Here is a 19,385-nt window from a genome sequence, read left to right as displayed (position 1 = left end):
GCGATCAGTCGTTCATCCGCGAGTGGGTGCGGGTGTCCTTCATGGTCACGTAGACCAGCAGCGAGCAGGCGATACAGCCAGTCACGTACCAGTAGAAACCGCTCTCCAGGCCCACGCTCTTGAACCACAGCGCGACGTACTCGGCGGTACCGCCGAAGACCGACACGGTCAGCGCGTACGGCAGGCCGACGCCCAGGGCGCGGATCTCGGTGGGGAACAGCTCGGCCTTCACCACCGCGTTGATCGAGGTGTAACCGCTGACGATGATCAGCGCCGCCATGATCAGGAAGAACGCGCCCCACCAGGTCTGTACGGTATGCAGCGTGGTGAGGATCGGGTAGGTGAACAGCGTGCCCAGTACACCGAAGGCAATCAGGATCGGGCGCCGGCCGATCTTGTCGGACAGCGCGCCCACCATCGGTTGCAGGAGCATGAACAGGAACAGCGTGGCGGCCGAGATCATGGTCGAGTCGTTCTTGCTCATGCCCACGGTGTTGACCAGGTACTTCTGCATGTAGGTGGTGTAGGTATAGAAGGCCAGGGTACCGCCCATGGTCAGGCCGACCACGGTGAGCAGTTCCTTGGGATGGCGCAGCAGGGTGCGCATGATGTTTTCCTTCGGCGCCTCGCTCTTCTTGAACGAGTCGGTCTCCTCCATGCCGCGACGCAGGTACATGGCCACCACGGCGCACAGCGCACCGATCACGAAAGGCACGCGCCAGCCCCAGGTTTCCAGCTGCTCTACGGTCAGGGTCTGCTGCAGGATGATCAGCACCGCCAGGGCGATGAGCTGGCCGGAGATCAGCGTCACGTACTGGAAGCTGGAGAAGAAACCACGACGTTCCTTGGTCGCCATCTCCGACAGATAAGTGGCCGAGGTGCCGTATTCGCCACCGACCGACAGGCCCTGCAAGAGGCGTGCGATCACCAGCAATACCGGCGCGGCGACGCCGATGGTTTCATAGCTGGGGGTCAGGGCGATGATCAGCGAGCCGAAGCACATCAGCAGTACCGAGGCCAATAGCGCGGCCTTGCGACCCTTGCGGTCGGCGTAGATGCCCATCAGCCAGCCGCCGATAGGGCGCATCAGGAAGCCCACGGCGAAGATCGCGGCAGTGTTGAGCAACTGTGCGGTCATGTCGCCCTGGGGGAAGAAGGCCTTGGCGAAGTACAGCGAAAAGGCGGCGTAGACGTACCAGTCGTACCATTCGACGAGATTGCCGACGGAGCCGCTGAAAATGGATTTGATGCGTTGGGACGTGGTGCGCGTTTGCGCGGGGGCAGACAGCGTGCTGGTGCTTTCCATCATGTTTCCTCGATCTCGTCATTATTCTTGTACGCACAGATAGGCGCTGGCTGGCTCATTGCAGAAGCTGTGCCAGGGGCCAGGAGGCCCGGCCTGCGGGGCTTGAGGCGAGATCGGAGGGGGAAAGTCTGGCGGAAACCTGCTAGGTCGTTGCCCGGTCTAGCGGAATCTTGCCAGGCTGCGTTCAGCCGGTGCTGGGCGTCTCGCTATCGAGAAAGTCGGTGCGCAGCAGACCATGGCGCTGCATCTTCTCGTTCAGGGTGCGACGTGGCAGTTGCAGCAGTTCGGTGACCATTTTCATGTCGCCGTGGCAACTGGTCAGGGCCTCGCGCAGGCATTGCGCCTCGAAGGTCTCCATGCGCGCACCGAGCGAGTTATCCACAACGGCTGCCTGGTTGGCGGGGCCGGATAGCGCCAGCACATGGCGCTCGGCGGCGTTGACCAGCTCGCGCACATTACCCGGCCAGTCGTGGGCCAGCAGATGGGCGAGTAACGCCGGGGTGACCGGCGGTACCGGGCGTTCGAAGCGCTGGCCGATTTGCCGGGCGTGGTGCTCGAACAGCATGGGCACATCCTCGCGGCGTTCGCGCAACGCCGGCAGTTGCAGCTCGGCGACGTTGAGGCGGTACAGCAGATCCTGGCGGAATTGCCCCTCGCGCACCCGCTCGTGCAGATCCGGCTTGGTGGCGGTCACCACACGCAGGTCGAGAGCGATCACCTGGTTGGAACCGAGTCGCTCGAGCTGACGTTCCTGCAATACGCGCAACAGTTTGACCTGCTGGCCCAGGGGCATGCTTTCGATTTCGTCGAGGAACAGGGTGCCGCCGTTGGCATGTTCGAGCTTGCCGATACGCTTGCCCTGGGCACCGGTGAAGGCACCGCTTTCATGGCCGAACAGCTCGCTCTCGAAGAGGTTTTCCGGGATGGCCGCACAGTTGAGGGCGACGAAGGGGCCGTTGGCGCGCGGGCCGAAGTCGTGCAGGCAGCGGGCGACCAGTTCCTTGCCGCTACCGGTCTCGCCGCGCATCAGCACGTTGGCCGGCGTGTGTGCCAGTTCGAGTACCTGACGACGCAACTGCACCATGGCCGTGGAGAAGCCGAGCAGACGACCGGCCAGCTCATCCTTGTGCTCGACCTGCTGGCGCAGTTGCCGGTTCTCCTGGGTCAGCCGACGCTTTTCCAGCGCGCGGCGCAGGCTGCCGAGCAGGCGCTCTGGGGTGAAGGGTTTCTCGATGAAGTCATAGGCGCCCAGGCGCATGGCTTCCACGGCCTGGGGCACGTCACCATGGGCGGACACCAGCAGGAACGGCAGCTCGGCATCGCGCGCCTGCACCTGTTCCAGCAGTGCCATGCCGTCCATCCCCGGCATGCGCAGGTCGCTGATCACCACGCCGGGGAAGTCTTCGGGCAGCAGTTCCAGGCATTCCCGGGCACTGGCACACAAGTGCACCTGAAAGCCCGATCGCTCCAGCCATTGGCGCACGGCTTCGCGGATGGGCGCCTCGTCGTCGACGAAAATCACACTGGGGGTCATGCGGTCTCCTGTGGGGCAGCGGGCAGGCGCAGGGTGAAGCGGGCACCGCCCTCGGGACGGTTGGCGGCCTGCAGGTCGCCGTCCAGTTCACGAACGATGGCATAGGACACCGCCAGGCCGAGGCCCAGGCCATCGCCCACCGGTTTGGTGGTGAAGAAGGGATCGAACAGCTGCGGCAAGGCTTCGGTATCGATACCTGCGCCGATATCGTCGATATGCAGCGCCCAGTGATCGTCTGTGAGCTCCAGTTCGATTGTAAGGCGTGGCGCCGGGTGATCCTGCATCGCATCGAGGGCGTTGCGGATCAGGTTGACCAGCACCTGTTCCAGGCGTATCGCATCGCCGGCGACCCAGGCGGGTTGCTCTGGCGTGCGCTGGATGTGCACCTCGACATCCCGCAGGCGTGGCTCCAGCAGTTGCAGGGCCTTGTCGAGCACGGCGCCCAGTTCCAGGGTTTCGCGCAAGCCGCCGGGGCTCTTGCGTGCGTAGGTTTTCAGGTGGCCGGCCAGGGCGGCCATGCGCTGCAGCAGTTCCTCATGGCGAACCAGGGACTGGCGCGCCTCTTCCAGTTCGCCGTCGGCGAGGATCATGCGCAGGGTGCCGAGGTGCACCTGCAGGGCGGTCAGCGGCTGGTTGATTTCATGGGCGAGGGCGGCGGACATCTGCCCCAGAGCGGCCAGTTTGGCGGCCTGTACCAGACCCTCCTGGGCAGTGCGCAACGCGGCAGTGCGTTGTTCGACCAGCGCCTGCAATTCGTCACTGGCACGCTGGCGCAAACGGGCGATACGCCAGCGCTGATGTACCACCAGGCCGAGCAGAAACAGCGCCAGCCATGCGCCGCCAGCGGCCAGGCTCGCGGCGTGGGTGTTGTCGGCGATGCTGCGGGTGTCGCGCAGCAGGTGCAGCGTCCAATCCTCACTCTCCAAGGCGCGGGTTTCCCACAGGTAGTCGCCAGCCAGCTCCGGGCTGTCGATGCGTACCAGGCGGCCTTCATCGGCGAGGGATTGGCGTTGCCGGTAACTCAAGGGTGCCAGGGGCTTCTTGTCGTACTGACGGGTGGCTGCGAGCATCTCGCGCACCGCTTCGGGGATCGCCTGCAACTCGCGGTAACGCCAGGCGGCTCGGTTGGCGATAAAGGTGATGCCCTGTCGATCACTGACCAACAGCACGTGAGGGCTCTGGCTCCAGGCCTGCTCGATACTGGGGAACTCCAGTTTGACCACCACGGTGCCGAGAAACCGCCCGCTGCCATCGCGCACGGCATGGGAAAGGAAATAGCCAGGAATGCCGCTGGTCACGCCCACCGCATAGAAACGCCCGGTGTCATGGCTCCGCGCTTCGCTGAAATACGGGCGGAAGCTGTAGTCGTGGCCGACGTAACTGGTCGGCAGGCGCCAGTTGCTGGCGGCGATGCCCAGCCCGTCGGCATTCATCACCTGCAGCGTCGAGGAATGGGCGGCGGCGTTGATGGCTTCCAGTTTGAGATTCAGGCGATGCTGCAACACCGGCGTGAGCGGGCGCTGCAGGGCTTCGCCCAGCTCGGGATCGAGCGCCAGCACCGCAGGCAATGCGCGGTAGCGGTCGATCAGGGTTTGCAAAGTACCGGCGTAGGCGGCCAGCTGTTCCTGCGCCTGTTGGCCGGCTTCCGCCAGACGCTGGCGTTCGGCCTGACGCTCGGCCAGGTAGACGGACAGGCACAGGCCAGCGAGCAACAGGGCAGTCAGCAGGACGATGCGCAGGGAGCGGGAGGACATGAACGCGGATCAGCCAGACGAGTGAGCGGCTGACGATAGCACAGGGTCGATCGGCCGAATCACTCCCGCGGTGTGGGGTGGTCGCGCCGCCATTGCTGCAACTCGATCACCTGGCCAGACTGTCGTGTTGTCGGTGTCGGTGTCGGTGTCGGTGTCGGTGGCAGTGCCGCCGCCGGTTCGCGGAATGGATAGGGATCCAGTTCGATATTGCCCAGGTGTGCGCCGAACATGACGATGCGCCCGCCATGGCGCTGCTCGCCGGTGACCGTGAATTCGAAGCCGTAGACCCGTGCGAAACGGCGGTTGCCGCGGCCATCCCGGACGATACCGAAACGCTGGAAGGCGACGTTGCCGTCGAGCAACTCGATATCCAGCTTGCTGCAATGCTGCTTGATCAGCGTCAGCGCGCGTTCGCGAATGCCATGGCCGTGCCACAGCCAAGCGGCAGCGGCGGCCAGCAGCATCAGGACGAACAGATTGCCAAGGGTCAACATGGTGCACGGGCTCGGGACAGTGAGCGCTCAGCTTACCCGATCTACCGTGACAGTTGCCGCCCGCGAATCGGCCCGTTCGCCGCTCTGTGCCAATTGCACATTTGTAGGAACCCGCTTGCGGGCGATGAGTGATTTCCCTGCCGATCACGCGGCAAGGCCACTGTCGCATCGCCGGCAAGGCTAGGCGCCCCCGCCGCTCCTACTGGACAGTAGTTCCCGCGATTGCCTGGCGCCCCTGCTTTTGCTGCAGGGCGCCAGGATATCCCTGTCGGCCTATTGCGCGACCGGAGCCGGTGCCTGCAGCCCCAGGCGTTCGAACATCACCCGGGCGATTTCCCGCTCGCCCATCACCACCAGGTCGGCGTTGTGCTCGCGCAGGTAATCGACTTCATCGTCGAAGTGAGCGCGGGCGATGATGTCCAGGCCGGCATTGGCCTGACGGCCATGCAGGGCGATCTGGCCGGCCTCCAGGCTGTTGGGGATGGCGATCATCAGCCAGCGCGCCTGAGCGACATTGGCCAGCTCCAGCACGTGAGTGCTGGCGGCGTTGCCGAGTACCACGCTGAAACCTTCCTCGCGCAGTTCCTGGGCGCGGGTACGGTTGTCGTCGATGATCACCAGCGGCACGCCTTCGCCACGCAGGCGCTTGCTGATCCGGCTGCCGACACGGCCGTGGCCGATGAGAATGGCGTGGCCGACTTCGCTGATCGGGTGCAGGTCGTTGTCTTCGCTGTCCGCCACACTGGCCTGATCGGCTGGCGTGGTGTTTTCGCGACGATCCAGCCACGGCTGCAAACGGTCGATCAGCAGGAACAGCAGCGGATTGCAGAGAATCGACAGGATCGCGCCGGCCAGCACCAGGTCGCGGCCTGCTTCCGGCACCAGGTTCAGGCCAATGCCCAGGCCGATGAGAATGAAGGAGAACTCACCGATCTGCGCCAGACTCACCGAGATGGTCAGCGCCGTGCTCAGCGGTTTGCGGAACGCCAGCACGATCAGCATCGCCGCCAGCGACTTGCCGAACACGATGACCAGGAAGGTGCCCAGCACCAGCAGCGGCTGTTCGAGCAGGATCGACGGGTTGAACAGCATGCCCACCGAGACGAAGAACAGCACGGCGAAGGCGTCGCGTAGCGGCAGAGAGTCCTCGGCTGCCTTGTGGCTGTACTCCGACTCGTTGAGGATCATCCCGGCGAAGAAGGCGCCGAGGGCGAATGACACCCCGAACAACTGCGCCGAGCCGTAGGCGATGCCCATGGCGATGGCCAGCACGGCCAGGGTGAACAGCTCACGGGAGCCGGTGCCGGCGCTACGCTCCAGCAGCCAGGGAATGACCCGCCGACCGACCACGACCATCAACACGACGAAGGCGCTGACCTTGCCGAGGGTGATCAGCAACTGCATGCCGATGCTGCTGGAACCGTCGCCCTGGGGAATGCCACCCAGTACGCCGGACAGCGCCGGCAGCAGCACCAGCGCCAGCACCATCACCAGGTCTTCGACGATCAGCCAGCCCACGGCGATCTTGCCGCGGCGGGTGTCGATCAGTTGGCGTTCTTCCAGGGCGCGCAGCAGTACCACGGTACTGGCCACCGACAGCGCCAGGCCGAACACCAGGCCGGCGCCCCAGCCCCAGCCCATGGCCCAGGACAAGCCCATGCCCATGACCGTGGCAACGGCGATCTGCACCACGGCGCCGGGAATGGCGATGTGTTTGACCGACATCAGGTCTTTCAGGGAGAAATGCAGGCCCACGCCGAACATCAGCAGGATCACGCCGATCTCGGAAATTTCGTGGGATAGTTCTTTGTCGGCAACGAAGCCGGGGGTGAAGGGGCCGACGATCACGCCAGCGAGCAAATAGCCTACCAGTGGCGACAGGCGCAGGCGGTTGGCCAGGCTGCCGAACAGGTAGGCCAGCACGAAGCCGGCGGCGATTGTCGCAATCAAGGGTGTGTGATGAGGCATGCATTCTCCCTATGAACAGAAGGGCCTGGCATGCCTGCACTGCAGGGGGATACAGCGCAGAACTGCGTAGCGGCCAGGGTCGGATTGCCCGACCATAAAGACCAATATTTTATATTAAAATGTTACTTATAACTAAAGGGTCTTTATACAAGATGTTTCTATCGTACCGTAAATTGCTGTGAGGCCCGTCACGTCTAGCCTCTGAGGGCCCGATAGCGGCTTTCCAGCTCCTGGCGGATCTCACGGCGCTGTTGACCCTGTTCGAAACGCCGACGTTCCTCCGAGGTCTGCGGTTGACGGGGCGGCACTTCGGTGGATTTACCCTGCTCGTCGACTGCCACCATGGTGAAGAAGCAGCTATTGGTATGGCGTACCGAGCGCTCGCGGATGTTTTCGGTGATCACCTTGATGCCGACTTCCATGGAGGTGCGGCCGGTGTAATTGACCGAAGCGAGAAAGGTCACCAGCTCGCCGACGTGTACCGGTTCGCGGAACGTCACCTGATCCACCGACAGCGTCACCACGTAGCGACCGGCGTAGCGGCTGGCGCAGGCATAGGCCACTTCGTCGAGGTACTTGAGCAGGGTGCCGCCGTGCACATTACCGGAAAAATTGGCCATGTCCGGGGTCATCAGGACGGTCATCGTCAGTTGGGCGTTTCCGGGTTCCATAGTGCTCGGCTCATCAGGTTGAAAGGGGCGATTGTCCACCGTCTGCGCGGCATTGGCTGGTCGATTGTGTCTATGTACTCGATTGCTGCAACGTATGTACCGGCATTTCGCTCTCAGAGCCATAGCCATTCATTCATCAACAAGGAAGACACCATGAAGCGCACCCTTCTTTGCTACGCCCTGCTGCCGCTATTGGCTGGTATTGCCCAGGCCACACCGCAGTCCTGCGATAGCGTCAGCCTGTGCAACGCGGCCGGTACCGCAGCCTATCAGGCGGGACGTTACGATGAGGCTGCAGACGCCTTCGAGCGCCAGTTGCGACGTGCCGAGCAAGGCGAGGACAGCGCCGCCCGTGAGCTGGCGTTGAACAATCTGGTGGTAGCCAACCTGCGCCTCAAGCAGACGGGCCAGGCCCGGGCCTGGTTGAATCTGGCATTGACCGGCGGCATGCAGGGCACGGCCACGCGTCACAATCTGCGCTCCGTATCCGCGGCGCTGGATTATCAGGCCCTCGGCGCCAGCCTCGAAGGGCGCTATCTGCGTTACTCCGGCGCGGCGGTATGGAGCAGCCTGGACATCAGCCGTCAGCCGGACGGCAGCTACCGCGCGCATTTTTCCCCGCTGCGTGCGGGCGCCAAGGTCGAGGACTATGGCCCGGCTGCCATCGGCGATCTGCAGGGGGTGCTGCAGGGCGAGAAAGCCTATTTCCAGCTGACGGCAGCGGACTTGCCTCAGGGCTGTGCCGTCGAGCTGTTCCATGAGGGGCTGGATGTTCGCGTGCTGGAAGTCTTCGATCCGAAATGTCAGCAATATGGTGGCGCCGGTATCAGCGTGGTGGGCAATTACCTGAAGGTCAGCGCCGAACCGCAGGAGCAAGAGCGCTGATTCGATCCACACAGATGAACAGTGATGAACACGATACGGTGTTCGCCACGCCAGTGATGGCGATCACCCGCTATCGCCAGCAAGGCTAGGCGCCCCCGCAGCCCCTACATGAACCTCGTGATTTCACGCCTGATTCAGATACCAGCGCCAATCCTGCTCACCCACCTCGGCCATGAACTGGCGATACTCGGTCTGCTTGATCGCCAGGAACACCTTGAGGAAATCCGCACCCAGCGCTTCCTTCGCCCATTCCGATTGTTCCAGGGCGCGCAGGGCGCCGAGCCAGTCGGTGGGTAGCACGTCGGTGGCCTGAGCGTAGCCGTTGCCGACGATGGGGGTGCCCGGGTCGATTTTCTGGCTGACGCCGTGATGGATGCCAGCGAGGATCGCCGCCGCCGCCAGGTAGGGGTTGGCATCGGCGCCGCAGATGCGGTGCTCGATATGCCGGCTGGCCGCCGGGCCGCCCGGTACGCGGAACGACACGGTGCGGTTGTTCACGCCCCAGCTTTTGGCCAGCGGTGCGTAGCTGTTGGCCTGGAAACGGCGGAACGAGTTGGCGTTGGGGCAGAACAGTGCCAGGGAATCGAGCAGGGTGGCCATCATGCCGCCGATGGCGTGACGCAACAGCGGCGTGCCGTGGCTGCCTTCAAGATCGGAAAGCTCCGACGCCATCAGGTTGTTGCCCTGCTCGTCGGCAAGGCTGACGTGCATATGCATGCCACAGCCGGCCAGATCGCCGAACGGCTTGGCCATGAAACAGGCTTGTAGCCCGTGGCGATTGGCGACACCCTTGACCAGGCGCTTGTAGCGCACGCCTTCATCGATGGCCTGCAAGGCGTCGAAGCGGTGCTCCAGAGTGATCTCGACCTGGCCCGGTGCGTACTCGGAGATCGCCGTGCGCGCCGGCAGCCCCTGGGCTTCGCAGGCGGCATAGAGATCGTCGAGAAACGGCTGCAACTGTTCCAGCTCGTACACGCCATACACCTGGGTGGCGTGAGGGCGCTGGCCGTTCATCTGCCGCGCTGGCAGCGGTCGACCCTGTTCGCCTCGTTCGCGGTCGAGCAGGTAGAACTCCAGCTCCACCGCCATCACCGGATGCAGGCCATCGGCCTTGAGCGCATCGATGCAGCGGATCAGCACGTGCCGAGGGTCGGCGGGGGCTGCCGGCAAGCCCTGCTCGGGGTGCATGCTTACCTGCACCTGCCCGGTAGGGTGGTTGCGCCATGGCTGCAGGGTCAGGCTGCCCGGCAGTGGGTAAGTCCAGCAATCGGCATCGCCCACTTCCCAGACCAGCCCGGTTTCCTCGACATCGTCGCCATTGATGGTCAGGCCAAGAATGGTGCTCGGCAGTGGCCGGCCGTTGCGGTACATGGCCAGCAGTTCGTCACGGTGCAGCAGCTTGCCGCGTGGCACGCCATTGGCATCGATCAAGAACAGCTCGATGCTGCGTACTTGCGGGTTGGCGGCGAGAAAGGCTTCGGCTTCCTGGATATCGGCGAATTGCATGGTGGGTCTCGCGTTGGGGGATCGGGGCGCGTAGCTGGCGCTTTATTCATCCACCGGGGTTGGGTCGGTTATCGGTGCTGGTACTTGGGCAGCACAGTGTCATGAGAATGCCACGGTTGATCGGGTACAGGTGCAGGGCGGTCTGCAGGCTGTCGTGAAATGTCGCTGGCGACCATGTGCAGTTTCTCTGCAGGTCGTGGTACGTGCTCGATGCCTGAAAACCAGGCTGTCATGCGTGCTGCCGGTGACCTGGAAACAGCGTCGAGCGTCTTTTTGCGGTACCTGCACAACCGCGTGCGGCTGGCGCTTGGAGGCAAATGTTTCCGAATATTGCCGCATCGCGACGGGTACGGCTCGGATGTTAACCTGCGGTCAAAGTGGCCCAGCAACGGGCCGATAACCCCCATTCTTCAGCAGGCTCACGTGAGCCATCGAGCAGCCGCCCGAGCGCGCTTGTGCCTGCCCAAAAAAAGGAGCAGTTTCCTCATGCATGCCATCAGCTTCATCCAGGATCTAGCGGTGATCATGCTGGTGGCCGGCGTGGTCACCGTGCTGTTCCACCGCTTCAAGCAGCCAGTGGTGCTCGGTTACATCCTCGCCGGCTTTCTGATCGGCCCGCATACGCCACCGTTCGGCCTGATCCACGATGAAGAGACCATCCGCACCCTCGCCGAGCTGGGGGTGATCTTCCTGATGTTCTGCCTGGGGCTGGAATTCAGCCTGCGCAAGCTGTTCAACGTCGGGGCAACGGCTTTCATCGCGGCGTTCCTGGAAATCATCCTGATGATCTGGATCGGTTTCGAGATTGGCCGCTACTTCGGCTGGAACACCATGGATTCGCTGTTCCTCGGTGCGATCCTGGCGATTTCCTCGACCACCATCATCATCAAGGCGCTCGGCGACCTGAAGATGAAGAACGAGCGCTTCGCCCAACTGATCTTTGGTGTACTGATCGTCGAGGACATCCTCGGTATCGGCATCATCGCGCTGCTCTCCGGTATCGCCCTGAGCGGTAGCGTGGAAACCGGCGAGGTGTTCGCCACCGTCGGCAAACTGTCGCTGTTCATGATCGTCGCCCTGGTCATCGGCATCATCCTGGTGCCGCGCATCCTCGCCTACGTGGCCAAGTTCGAAAGCAACGAGATGCTGCTGGTGGCAGTGCTGGGCATATGCTTCGGTTTCTGCCTGTTGGTGGTCAAGCTGGAATACAGCATGGTGCTGGGCGCCTTCCTGATCGGCGCGATCATGGCCGAGTCTCGCCAGTTGGTGCAGATCGAGCGTCTGATCGAGCCGGTACGAGACATGTTCAGCGCCATCTTCTTCGTTGCCATCGGCCTGCTGCTCGACCCCACTGTGCTGGTCGAATACGCCTGGCCGATCGCGGTAATCACCGTCGCCGTGATCGTCGGCAAGGTATTTTCCTGCAGCATCGGTTCGTTCATCGCCGGCAACGACGGGCGCACCTCGCTGCGCGTGGGCATGGGTCTGTCGCAGATCGGCGAGTTCTCCTTCATCATCGCCACCTTGGGCATGACCCTGCAGGTGACCAGCGACTTTCTCTATCCGGTGGCGGTGGCCGTGTCGGTGATCACCACCCTGACCACGCCGTACCTGATCCGCTCCGCCGATCCGTTGGCGATAAGCCTGGGCAAGGTGATGCCGCAGCGCGTGTCGCGGGTATTCTCGCTGTACGGCGAGTGGCTGCGCAGCATCCAGCCGCAAGGCCAGGGCGCGATACTGGCGGGAATGATCCGCAAGATCGTCCTGCAGGTGTTGGTCAACCTGGCATTCGTGGTGGCGATCTTCCTCGGCATCGCCTTCTTCGCCACGCAGATCGGTGCCTGGCTGGGCCAGTGGCTGGATCAGGAAAACCTGCGCAAGGCAGTTATCTGGGGCGCGGCGCTGCTGCTGTCGCTGCCGTGCCTGATCGCGGCGTACCGCAAGATCAAGGCGCTCTCCATGCTGCTCGCCGAGATGGGCGTGCGCCAGGAGAAAGCCGGTCGCCATACGGCGCGGGTGCGCAAGGTGATTTCCGAGGTGATTCCGTTGCTGTCGCTGGTCGGCATCATGGTGCTGCTGACGGCACTGTCGTCGAGCATCCTGCCGTCCAACGACATGTTGTTGCTGGTCGGCGTGGTCGCCGCCGGAGTGGCGGCGCTGCTGTGGCGCTGGTTCATCCGCGTGCACACACGCCTGCAGATCGCTTTGTTCGAGACGCTCGACAAGCCCGAGACACCCGGGCATCACTGAGGCAGCGACAAGTTTCAAGCCACAAGCTGCAAGAAAAAGCCCCGTGCTCGTGAAAGCGAGCACGGGGCTTTGCGTTTGCGCTGCTACAGCGGGTCACTGAGCGAGGCGAAGTGCTGGCTGTCTCTTCGGTATCGCTGCGCTCGATGCCAGGTTACCCAAGCTGGGTCAGCGCTGAATGCTTGTCTTGCAGCTTGCAGCTTGCAGCTTGCAGCTTGCAGCTGCTGTCACTCCTCCAGCCAGACTTCACGCACCCAGTGCCACACCGAGTCCCAGCTTTCGTCGGTAAGGTCTTCTTCTTCGCCATCCCACAGCAGTACGGTGCCGTCCTGCTCGACGCAGTAGTAGTTGCCCTGATCCTCGCAGATCGGCACTAGCTCGCGGGGTACGCCCAGCGACCAGGCTACCGAGGCCACTTCCGGCAGGTAGGTGTGCGACTGCGGGTCGGTGACCGTGACCGGCTCCAGGCGGCCGTAGACCACGTCGCTGACCTTGAGCAGAAACTCGCGTAGCTCGAACGGCAGATTGATGAGGATCTGCTCCTCGATCTCCACCAGCAACTCTTCTTCCGGCAACTCCAGCGGTACCGGCACCGGTTCGTTCAGTTCACGCAGTTGTTCGATGACTTCTTCCACGAGCGGCTCCAGCAGAGGTCGGTGATTCTCATCAGGCTTGGCAAGCACAAACAGACGAGCGCTCGGTCAGCCGCCGTCTGGTTCAATACTCTTGTAATAGCGCAGCGTTTTACGCTGAATGGAAAATAGTCACAAGTCGGAAAAAGGCAAAACGCCACGTCGGTTGGGGTGTGGATATCTTATCGGCCTCGTTGCGGACGAGACGGCGCCTTTGGGGTGCGCATCCTGCGCTGTGGCGCAACGACCAAGCGATGGGGTTTGAAACCCGGTCGCCAAAAAAACAGAACCCGGGCAAGCCCGGGTTCTGTGTCACGCGTGGGGATCAGCCGTTCTGGCGGATACCGGCGACCAGCCAAGGCTGGTTGTCACCGGTCGCGCGCTCGAGGCGCCAGCTTTCGCTGAAGACTTCACCCTGGTCGAAGCGCGAGGTCTTCGACAGGCCGCTGAAGGTCAGGGTGGCGATGGTTTTGTCAGCCTGATCATCGACACCGTCCAACTGCACCTCGAGGTCGTCGATATAGGTGGACTGGAAGCCATCACCCAGATCGGCGCGCTCGCGCTTGAGGAATTCCAGCAGTTGCGGGGTGACGAACTCGGCGATCTTGTCCATTTCGTCGGCATCCCAGTGCTGCTGCAGGCTGAGGAAGTGCTCGCGACCGGCATTGACGAAGCTCTGCTCGTTGAACCAGGCCGGGGCGTTGATCACCGGCTTGATCGCGGCATTGCCGCTGCCACCGAAGATCGACGGCTGAGCAGGCTGGCCATGGGCTTCGCGCTGGAACGGTGCACCACCGGCAGCAGCGACATTAGGCTGTAGCTTTTGGCGGCGGGCGGCAAGGAAACGGAACAGCAGGAAGGCGATCAGGCCGAAGATCAGCATGTCCATGATCTGCAGGCCTTCGAAGCCATCGCCCATGAACATCGAGGCCAGCAGACCACCGGCGGCCAGGCCGGCCAGTGGGCCGAGCCAGCGCGAAGCACCGCTGGCGGCAGCCGGGGTACGACCCGGAGCGGCGGCATTGGCATTAGGCTGCGAAGGTGGCGCGGCCTGGCGGGTCTGATGGCTTGGCGCGGCGCCGAACGACTTGCCGCCGCCAAAACGTTTGGCATCGGCATGGAAGCTGAAGGACAGGCCCAGGCAAAGCACCAGGGCAATACTGAGGAAACGCTGCATTATCGGTTTTCTCTTGGTTATTGAAACGCTGCTGGGCATCTTGCCCGCGCCGAGCCGGCATGACCAGCAACAGAATGTTTCGGGCTTTTGCCCATTGCCTATATGCAGTGGCCCGGCGCGCTCCAAAAATGCCCACCCTCGCCCCGTATCGAACCACCGTCATCCGACGATGCGACCCGCACACCTCCCCGAACCCACGATTCCAGGCGCCTGCAGCCGATGGCATGGATGCTGCTAGATCGCATCCATGGATAACTGGATACAAAAATCCAGAACCCCGTCATGAGGAGTCAGTCGTGTTGTCAGCTATCCAGGGATTCGCCAATCGCCAACCTGCGACCGCCGAGGAAGAGGCTTACCGGCATCTGCTCGATGGCATCTGCATGGGGCGTTACCAGGCTGGCCAACGCCTCAAACCGGAGGACATCGCTCAGGAAATCGGTATGAGCCGCATGCCGGTACGCGAAGCTTTCCGGCGTCTGGCCGCCGAAGGCCTGGTGAATCTGAGGCCCAATCGTGGTGCCATCGTCAGCGGGCTGGACATCGAGGAGATGCGCGAGGTGTTCGAGATGCGCAGTGCTCTGGAGAGCCTCGCGGTGAAGGTGGCGGTGGGCAACCTGACCGAGCGTCATCTGTCGACGCTCGAGCGTTTGCTGGAGGACATGGACGAATACCGCGATGACAGCTGCGAGTGGGTGCGCCGGCACCGGGTTTTTCATGAGTACCTGTGCAGCCTCAGCGGGCGGCCACGACTGATGAAGCAGATTTCGGCGCTGTATTCGCTGATCGAGCCGCACATGCGTCTGTGGCTGCAGCATGTGGACAAGCCTCGCAGTGCCCGGGAGGCCCACGAGGCCATTCTCGACGCCTTGCGCAGTCGTGATGCCAGCCGTGCAGAGATGGTGCTGCGCGAGCATATCGAAGACACCGTGCCGTCCCTGCTGAATTTCCTGCAAAGCCACGAAAAGTAGGCCTGATCGGCCCGTACAGATCGAGAGTGGGTCGCAACCCGCCGAGCCTTTCGCTTTAGCACTCTGCCGCCAATCGACTGAAACGGGAGCTTCACATGTCCGCATCTGCACGTTCATTGCATTGCCGCGCAAGCCAGTTCGCCGGAGTTCTGGCCCTCACCCTGGTGGCTCAGGCCACGCTGGCCGCGCCCGATCTGCCCGAGCGACTGGTCAAGAGCAACAAGCTGACCTTCTGCTCGAGCATGGACTCGCCACCCCTGGCCTACTTCGACGAGCAGCAAAAGCCCAAGGGCATGTCCGTGGATGTGGCCGAAGATGTGGCCAGAACCCTGGGCGGCCTGAAGATCGACTGGCGGGTGATGCCCTTCGCCGGCATGGTGCCGGCACTGCTGGCGCAACAGTGCGACCTGGTGATCGACCAGTTGTTCGACAAGCCGGAACGCCGCGAGATCATCAACATCGTCAATTACATGTACGCCAGCCAGTCGGTGGTCGTGCCCCAGGGCAACCCCAAGGGAATCGACAGCCTTACTGCGTTGTCGGGCCTGAAAGTCGCCGCGCTCAATGGTTCGACCATCCGTGTGTTGCTTGAGGCCGAGAACGAGAAGCTCGTCGCCGCTGGCCAGAAGCCGATGACCATCGTCGTCTACAACACCGATAACGATGCCTTCCAGGCCTTGCGCCTGCAGCAGGTCGACGCCTTCGGCACCACAGTGGAAACCGCGGGCTATTACAAGAACATCGTGCCCGGCCTGTTCGAAGAGGCGGTACCGGCATTCAGCCAGATCCTGACCGGAATCGGTATCCGCAAGGACGACGGCGAACTCACCGAAGCGGTGAAATTCGCCGTCGCCGACCTGCTGCAGAGCGAGCGTTACCTGGCGATGTTGAAGACCTGGAACGTCGAAACCGACAAGCTGGACTACTGAGGCAGGATCATGACTTTCAGTTGGGAGATTTTCTGGCAGTACCTGCTGACACCCAGCGACACCTATCTGTATGGGCTCTGGCTGACCTGTGTGATCAGCGTCTGCGCTATGCTGCTGGGTTGCACCATCGGGTTGTGTGCCGCGTTGATGCGTCGTTCGGGAAATCCACTGTTGCAGTACCCGGTGCGCTTCTACATCTGGCTGATGCGCGGCACGCCGCTGCTGGTGCAGATCGTGTTCCTGTACACGGCGCTGGCGGCCGGTGGCATCTTCCGCTTCGAGGACATCGACCTGGGCTGGTTCGTCCTGCCGGGGGCGATCCAGGCGGCGATCATCGCCCTGGGGTTGAACGAAGGCGCCTACATGGCCGAGATCATTCGCTCCGGTCTCAACGCGGTGGACAAGGGCCAGTACGAAGCCGCCCGTTCGTTGGGCATGACGCCGACGAAGCTGATGCGCCGGGTGATCATGCCCCAGGCGTTCCGGGTCATCGTGCCGCCGCTGGGCAACGAGTTCAACGTGATGCTGAAGAACACCACGCTGGTCAGCGTGATCGGTGTACAGGAATTGTTGCTCAGCACGCAGATGATCACATCGGCCAATTTCCGGGTTTTCGAACTCTACCTGGTAGTGGCTATTTATTTCCTGTTGCTGACCACCCTGTGGGGCTTCTTCCAGCGCTGGCTGGAATACCGCTTTGGCCGTTCCGAGCGGCGCCCGGACGCGGCTGGCCGAATGTTCGGTGGCCAGGCCATGAAGCTCATGAGGGGGCGCTGACATGCCGAGTGACGAGATCATCATCGAAGCGAGCAGCATCCATAAGTCCTTCGGCGATCAGCAGATTCTCAAGGGAATTTCCCTGTCCGTACGCAAGGGCGAGGTGGTGGTGCTGATCGGCGCCTCCGGTTCCGGCAAGACCACCTTCATCCGCTGCCTGAACCTGCTCGAGGAAATCCAGAGCGGACGAATTCGGGTCAACGGCCAGACGCTGGGCTATCGCGAGCGGGCCGATGGCAGCCTGGTGCGCGATTCCGAGCGCAGCATCGCGCGGCAGCGCCGCGATATCGGCATGGTGTTCCAGCGCTTCAACCTGTTCGGTCATATGACCGCGTTGGAAAACATCATCGAGGCACCGATCCAGGTACTTGGCATGCCCCGCAGCGAGGCGCTGGAGCAGGCCTGGGCGCTACTCGAACGGGTCGGCCTGAAGGATCGCGCCGACCATTACCCGTCACAGCTATCCGGTGGCCAGCAGCAGCGCGTGGCCATCGCCCGTGCGCTGGCCATGAAACCCCAGGCCATGCTCTTCGATGAGCCAACCAGTGCGCTCGACCCCGAAACCGTCGGCGAGGTGCTGCAGGTCATGAAGGAACTGGCCGCCGATGGCATGACCATGGTCGTGGTCACCCACGAGATGGGCTTCGCCCGTGAAGTGGCCGACCGTGTGGTGGTGCTCGACCAGGGTGAGCTGATCGAGCAGGGCCCGCCGCAACAGGTATTCACTCAACCCAGCCACCCGCGTACCCGGGCGTTCCTGTCCCGGGTGCTTTGACTGTCGAGATCCCGATATGCGTAATCTGCAACTTCCTGGCCGCTCTCCCGTACGCGCCACCCAAGGCATGGCGGCCACCTCGCACCCTCTGGCGACCCAGACCGCCCTGGCCATTCTCAAGCGTGGCGGCAACGCCATGGATGCGGCCATCGCTGCCGCTGCCGTGCTGGCCGTGGTCGAGCCCCAGGCCACCGGTATCGGCGGCGACTGCTTCGTGCTCTACACCCCGGCCGGCAGCGATCGAGTGCTCGCCTTCAATGGTTCAGGACGTGCCCCCCAGGCGGTGAACCTGGACTGGATGCGTGAGCAGGGCCACGAGTCGATGCCTGCCCACGGGCCCCATGCGGTGACCATTCCCGGTGCCATCGACGCCTGGTGCCGGCTGCTGGAGGATCACGGCAGCCTGCCGCTCGGCGAAATCCTCCAGGACGCCATCGGCTATGCCGAGAACGGCTATGTGGTCGCCGACCGCGTGGCTGCGGACTGGGCTCACAACGCGTCCTGGCTGGCCGAGTTTCCGGAGGCGGCCAAGGTGCTGTTGCCCCATGGGCGGATACCCAGGGCGGGTGACATTCATCGCAACGTCGAGTTGGGTCGTACCCTGCGACGCATCGCCCGGCTAGGCCGCGCCGGCTTCTACGAAGGCCCGGTCGCCGAGGATATGGTCAACCATCTGCGCAGCCTCGGTGGTGTGCACAGCCTGGAGGATTTCTCTACCTGTCGGGGGGAGTACGTCGAGCCCATCCACACCGACTACAAGGGTTACCAGCTGTATCAGGTACCACCGAACAACCAGGGCCTGACGGCCTTGCTGATGCTCAATACCCTGGCCGGCTTCGAGCAGGGGCTGGAGGCCAACGGCGCACGGCGCCTGCACCTGGAAATCGAGGCGGCGCGACTGGCCTACCATGAGCGTGACCAGCGGTTCGCCGACCCGGAATTCGCCAAAGTTCCCGTCGAGCGACTGTTGTCGGCCGAGCACAGTGCGCGTATGCAGCGGCAGATCGATCCGCAGCACGCGTGCACCGATTTGCCCGAGCCACTGTTCGAACACTCCGATACTGTCTACCTCTGTGTGGTCGACGGACAACGCAATGCCGTCAGCCTGATCAACTCCATCTACCATGAGTTCGGCAGTGGCGTGATGGCGCCGCAGAGTGGTGTGCTGTTGCAGAACCGTGGCCTGAGCTTCCGCCTCGACCCCGAGCATCCCAACTGCCTGGCACCGGGAAAGCGCCCCATGCATACCATCATGCCGGGCATGTTGATGCGTGATGGCCGCGTGCAGGCGCCACTGGGCGTCATGGGGGGCGACTACCAGCCCACCGGTCAGGTGCATGTTCTCACCGGTATTCTGGATTTCGGTCTGGATCCGCAGGAGGCGCTGGACGCGCCGCGGGTCATCTACCAGGACGGCAAGGTGCTGGTCGAGGACGGCGTCAGCCCTCAGGTGCGCGAAGCGCTGCAGGGCATGGGCCACCGACTGGAGCGGCACGAAACGCCACTGGGTGGTGGGCAGCTGATCTGGATCGATTGGGAAAAGGGTACCCTCACCGGAGCGTCCGACCCACGCAAGGATGGCTGCGCACTGGGTTTCTGAACTCTGGCTGCAGGCAAAAAAAACGGAACCTGCGCAGACTGTGTGAAAACCTAGCAGTCTGAAGGCGAGTTGAAGACAATGCCTCTATCGGTTGATAGGGGCATTGTCGTTTATGGGCTATATCCAGGGCGAAGGTCGCGAGCAAAGCAGCCTGTTTCC

Annotated in this window: 16 protein-coding genes; 7 read left to right on the top strand and 9 right to left on the bottom strand. The window is 63.0% G+C overall.

Annotated elements, in window-relative coordinates; all coding sequences use genetic code 11:
- Positions 1 to 4: 4 nt before the first annotated feature.
- The 6 genes from DNK06_RS20970 to DNK06_RS20945 form a co-directional block, all read right to left on the bottom strand.
- Positions 5 to 1,306 (bottom strand): MFS transporter, encoded by a 1,302-nt coding sequence (locus tag DNK06_RS20970; RefSeq protein WP_131181933.1) that lies wholly within the window; start codon positions 1,304 to 1,306, stop codon positions 5 to 7.
- Between the two features lie 184 nt (positions 1,307 to 1,490).
- Positions 1,491 to 2,840 (bottom strand): sigma-54-dependent transcriptional regulator, encoded by a 1,350-nt coding sequence (locus tag DNK06_RS20965; protein ID WP_131181932.1) that lies wholly within the window; start codon positions 2,838 to 2,840, stop codon positions 1,491 to 1,493.
- Positions 2,837 to 4,594 carry a sensor histidine kinase gene (locus tag DNK06_RS20960; RefSeq protein ID WP_131181931.1) on the bottom strand — a complete coding sequence of 586 codons (1,758 nt, stop codon included), beginning with the start codon at positions 4,592 to 4,594 and terminating at the stop codon, positions 2,837 to 2,839. The genes DNK06_RS20965 and DNK06_RS20960 overlap by 4 nt, the downstream gene beginning before the upstream one ends.
- Before the next feature lie 59 nt (positions 4,595 to 4,653).
- Positions 4,654 to 5,088, bottom strand: a complete 435-nt coding sequence (locus tag DNK06_RS20955; RefSeq protein ID WP_131181930.1) for a DUF3301 domain-containing protein — start codon at positions 5,086 to 5,088, stop codon at positions 4,654 to 4,656.
- Between the two features lie 273 nt (positions 5,089 to 5,361).
- On the bottom strand, positions 5,362 to 7,056 hold the full coding sequence (gene ybaL, locus DNK06_RS20950; protein ID WP_131181929.1) for a YbaL family putative K(+) efflux transporter: 1,695 nt from the start codon (positions 7,054 to 7,056) through the stop codon (positions 5,362 to 5,364).
- A 194-nt stretch (positions 7,057 to 7,250) separates the two neighbouring features.
- On the bottom strand, positions 7,251 to 7,727 hold the full coding sequence (locus DNK06_RS20945; RefSeq protein ID WP_131181928.1) for an acyl-CoA thioesterase: 477 nt from the start codon (positions 7,725 to 7,727) through the stop codon (positions 7,251 to 7,253).
- Between the two features lie 153 nt (positions 7,728 to 7,880).
- Between DNK06_RS20945 and DNK06_RS20940 the strand changes: the two genes are divergently transcribed.
- On the top strand, positions 7,881 to 8,612 hold the full coding sequence (locus DNK06_RS20940) for a tetratricopeptide repeat protein (protein WP_131181927.1): 732 nt from the start codon (positions 7,881 to 7,883) through the stop codon (positions 8,610 to 8,612).
- A 123-nt stretch (positions 8,613 to 8,735) separates the two neighbouring features.
- Here DNK06_RS20940 and DNK06_RS20935 read toward each other — a convergent pair whose 3' ends face one another.
- On the bottom strand, positions 8,736 to 10,118 hold the full coding sequence (locus DNK06_RS20935; RefSeq protein WP_131181926.1) for a glutamine synthetase family protein: 1,383 nt from the start codon (positions 10,116 to 10,118) through the stop codon (positions 8,736 to 8,738).
- Positions 10,119 to 10,604: 486 nt separating this feature from the next.
- Here DNK06_RS20935 and DNK06_RS20930 point away from each other — a divergent pair, with 486 nt between their 5' ends.
- The gene (locus DNK06_RS20930) at positions 10,605 to 12,368 is read left to right on the top strand and encodes a cation:proton antiporter (protein WP_131181925.1); all 1,764 of its coding nucleotides are present in this window, start codon (positions 10,605 to 10,607) and stop codon (positions 12,366 to 12,368) included.
- Between the two features lie 224 nt (positions 12,369 to 12,592).
- On the opposite strand, the gene DNK06_RS20925 is transcribed toward DNK06_RS20930, so the two are convergent.
- Positions 12,593 to 13,000: an SMI1/KNR4 family protein gene (locus tag DNK06_RS20925; RefSeq protein WP_075929092.1), complete on the bottom strand. Its 408-nt coding sequence runs from the start codon at positions 12,998 to 13,000 to the stop codon at positions 12,593 to 12,595.
- Positions 13,001 to 13,322: 322 nt separating this feature from the next.
- A complete protein-coding gene (locus DNK06_RS20920) occupies positions 13,323 to 14,174 on the bottom strand; it encodes a Tim44 domain-containing protein (RefSeq protein WP_131181924.1) in 852 nt (283 codons plus the stop codon).
- A gap of 299 nt (positions 14,175 to 14,473) precedes the next feature.
- Between DNK06_RS20920 and DNK06_RS20915 the strand changes: the two genes are divergently transcribed.
- From DNK06_RS20915 to ggt, 5 genes are all read left to right on the top strand, one after another.
- On the top strand, positions 14,474 to 15,145 hold the full coding sequence (locus DNK06_RS20915) for a GntR family transcriptional regulator (protein ID WP_242674750.1): 672 nt from the start codon (positions 14,474 to 14,476) through the stop codon (positions 15,143 to 15,145).
- Between the two features lie 95 nt (positions 15,146 to 15,240).
- On the top strand, positions 15,241 to 16,074 hold the full coding sequence (locus tag DNK06_RS20910) for an ABC transporter substrate-binding protein (RefSeq protein WP_131181922.1): 834 nt from the start codon (positions 15,241 to 15,243) through the stop codon (positions 16,072 to 16,074).
- Positions 16,075 to 16,083: 9 nt separating this feature from the next.
- Complete coding sequence (locus DNK06_RS20905; RefSeq protein ID WP_131181921.1) at positions 16,084 to 16,851, top strand: amino acid ABC transporter permease; 768 nt, start codon at positions 16,084 to 16,086, stop codon at positions 16,849 to 16,851.
- A 1-nt stretch (position 16,852) separates the two neighbouring features.
- The gene (locus tag DNK06_RS20900; RefSeq protein WP_131181920.1) at positions 16,853 to 17,626 is read left to right on the top strand and encodes an amino acid ABC transporter ATP-binding protein; all 774 of its coding nucleotides are present in this window, start codon (positions 16,853 to 16,855) and stop codon (positions 17,624 to 17,626) included.
- Between the two features lie 16 nt (positions 17,627 to 17,642).
- On the top strand, positions 17,643 to 19,226 hold the full coding sequence (gene ggt, locus DNK06_RS20895) for a gamma-glutamyltransferase (RefSeq protein ID WP_131181919.1): 1,584 nt from the start codon (positions 17,643 to 17,645) through the stop codon (positions 19,224 to 19,226).
- Positions 19,227 to 19,385: the final 159 nt, after the last annotated feature.

This window comes from Phytopseudomonas daroniae, from assembly GCF_004327285.1.
GTDB classification, from domain to species: Bacteria; Pseudomonadota; Gammaproteobacteria; order Pseudomonadales; family Pseudomonadaceae; genus Aquipseudomonas; species Aquipseudomonas daroniae.
The sequence above is the reverse complement of the archived record's forward strand: the minus strand, read 5'-3'. Positions and strand labels throughout refer to the sequence as shown.

What these genes read in the sequence shown, in the direction of transcription:
- DNK06_RS20970 (WP_131181933.1), bottom strand. Translation starts at nt 1,306, where the DNA reads ATGGAAAGCACCAGCACGCTGTCTGCCCCCGCGCAAACGCGCACCACG.
- DNK06_RS20965 (WP_131181932.1), bottom strand. Translation starts at nt 2,840, where the DNA reads ATGACCCCCAGTGTGATTTTCGTCGACGACGAGGCGCCCATCCGCGAA.
- DNK06_RS20960 (WP_131181931.1), bottom strand. Translation starts at nt 4,594, where the DNA reads ATGTCCTCCCGCTCCCTGCGCATCGTCCTGCTGACTGCCCTGTTGCTC.
- DNK06_RS20955 (WP_131181930.1), bottom strand. Translation starts at nt 5,088, where the DNA reads ATGTTGACCCTTGGCAATCTGTTCGTCCTGATGCTGCTGGCCGCCGCT.
- ybaL (WP_131181929.1), bottom strand. Translation starts at nt 7,056, where the DNA reads ATGCCTCATCACACACCCTTGATTGCGACAATCGCCGCCGGCTTCGTG.
- DNK06_RS20945 (WP_131181928.1), bottom strand. Translation starts at nt 7,727, where the DNA reads ATGGAACCCGGAAACGCCCAACTGACGATGACCGTCCTGATGACCCCG.
- DNK06_RS20940 (WP_131181927.1), top strand. Translation starts at nt 7,881, where the DNA reads ATGAAGCGCACCCTTCTTTGCTACGCCCTGCTGCCGCTATTGGCTGGT.
- DNK06_RS20935 (WP_131181926.1), bottom strand. Translation starts at nt 10,118, where the DNA reads ATGCAATTCGCCGATATCCAGGAAGCCGAAGCCTTTCTCGCCGCCAAC.
- DNK06_RS20930 (WP_131181925.1), top strand. Translation starts at nt 10,605, where the DNA reads ATGCATGCCATCAGCTTCATCCAGGATCTAGCGGTGATCATGCTGGTG.
- DNK06_RS20920 (WP_131181924.1), bottom strand. Translation starts at nt 14,174, where the DNA reads ATGCAGCGTTTCCTCAGTATTGCCCTGGTGCTTTGCCTGGGCCTGTCC.
- DNK06_RS20910 (WP_131181922.1), top strand. Translation starts at nt 15,241, where the DNA reads ATGTCCGCATCTGCACGTTCATTGCATTGCCGCGCAAGCCAGTTCGCC.
- DNK06_RS20905 (WP_131181921.1), top strand. Translation starts at nt 16,084, where the DNA reads ATGACTTTCAGTTGGGAGATTTTCTGGCAGTACCTGCTGACACCCAGC.
- DNK06_RS20900 (WP_131181920.1), top strand. Translation starts at nt 16,853, where the DNA reads ATGCCGAGTGACGAGATCATCATCGAAGCGAGCAGCATCCATAAGTCC.
- ggt (WP_131181919.1), top strand. Translation starts at nt 17,643, where the DNA reads ATGCGTAATCTGCAACTTCCTGGCCGCTCTCCCGTACGCGCCACCCAA.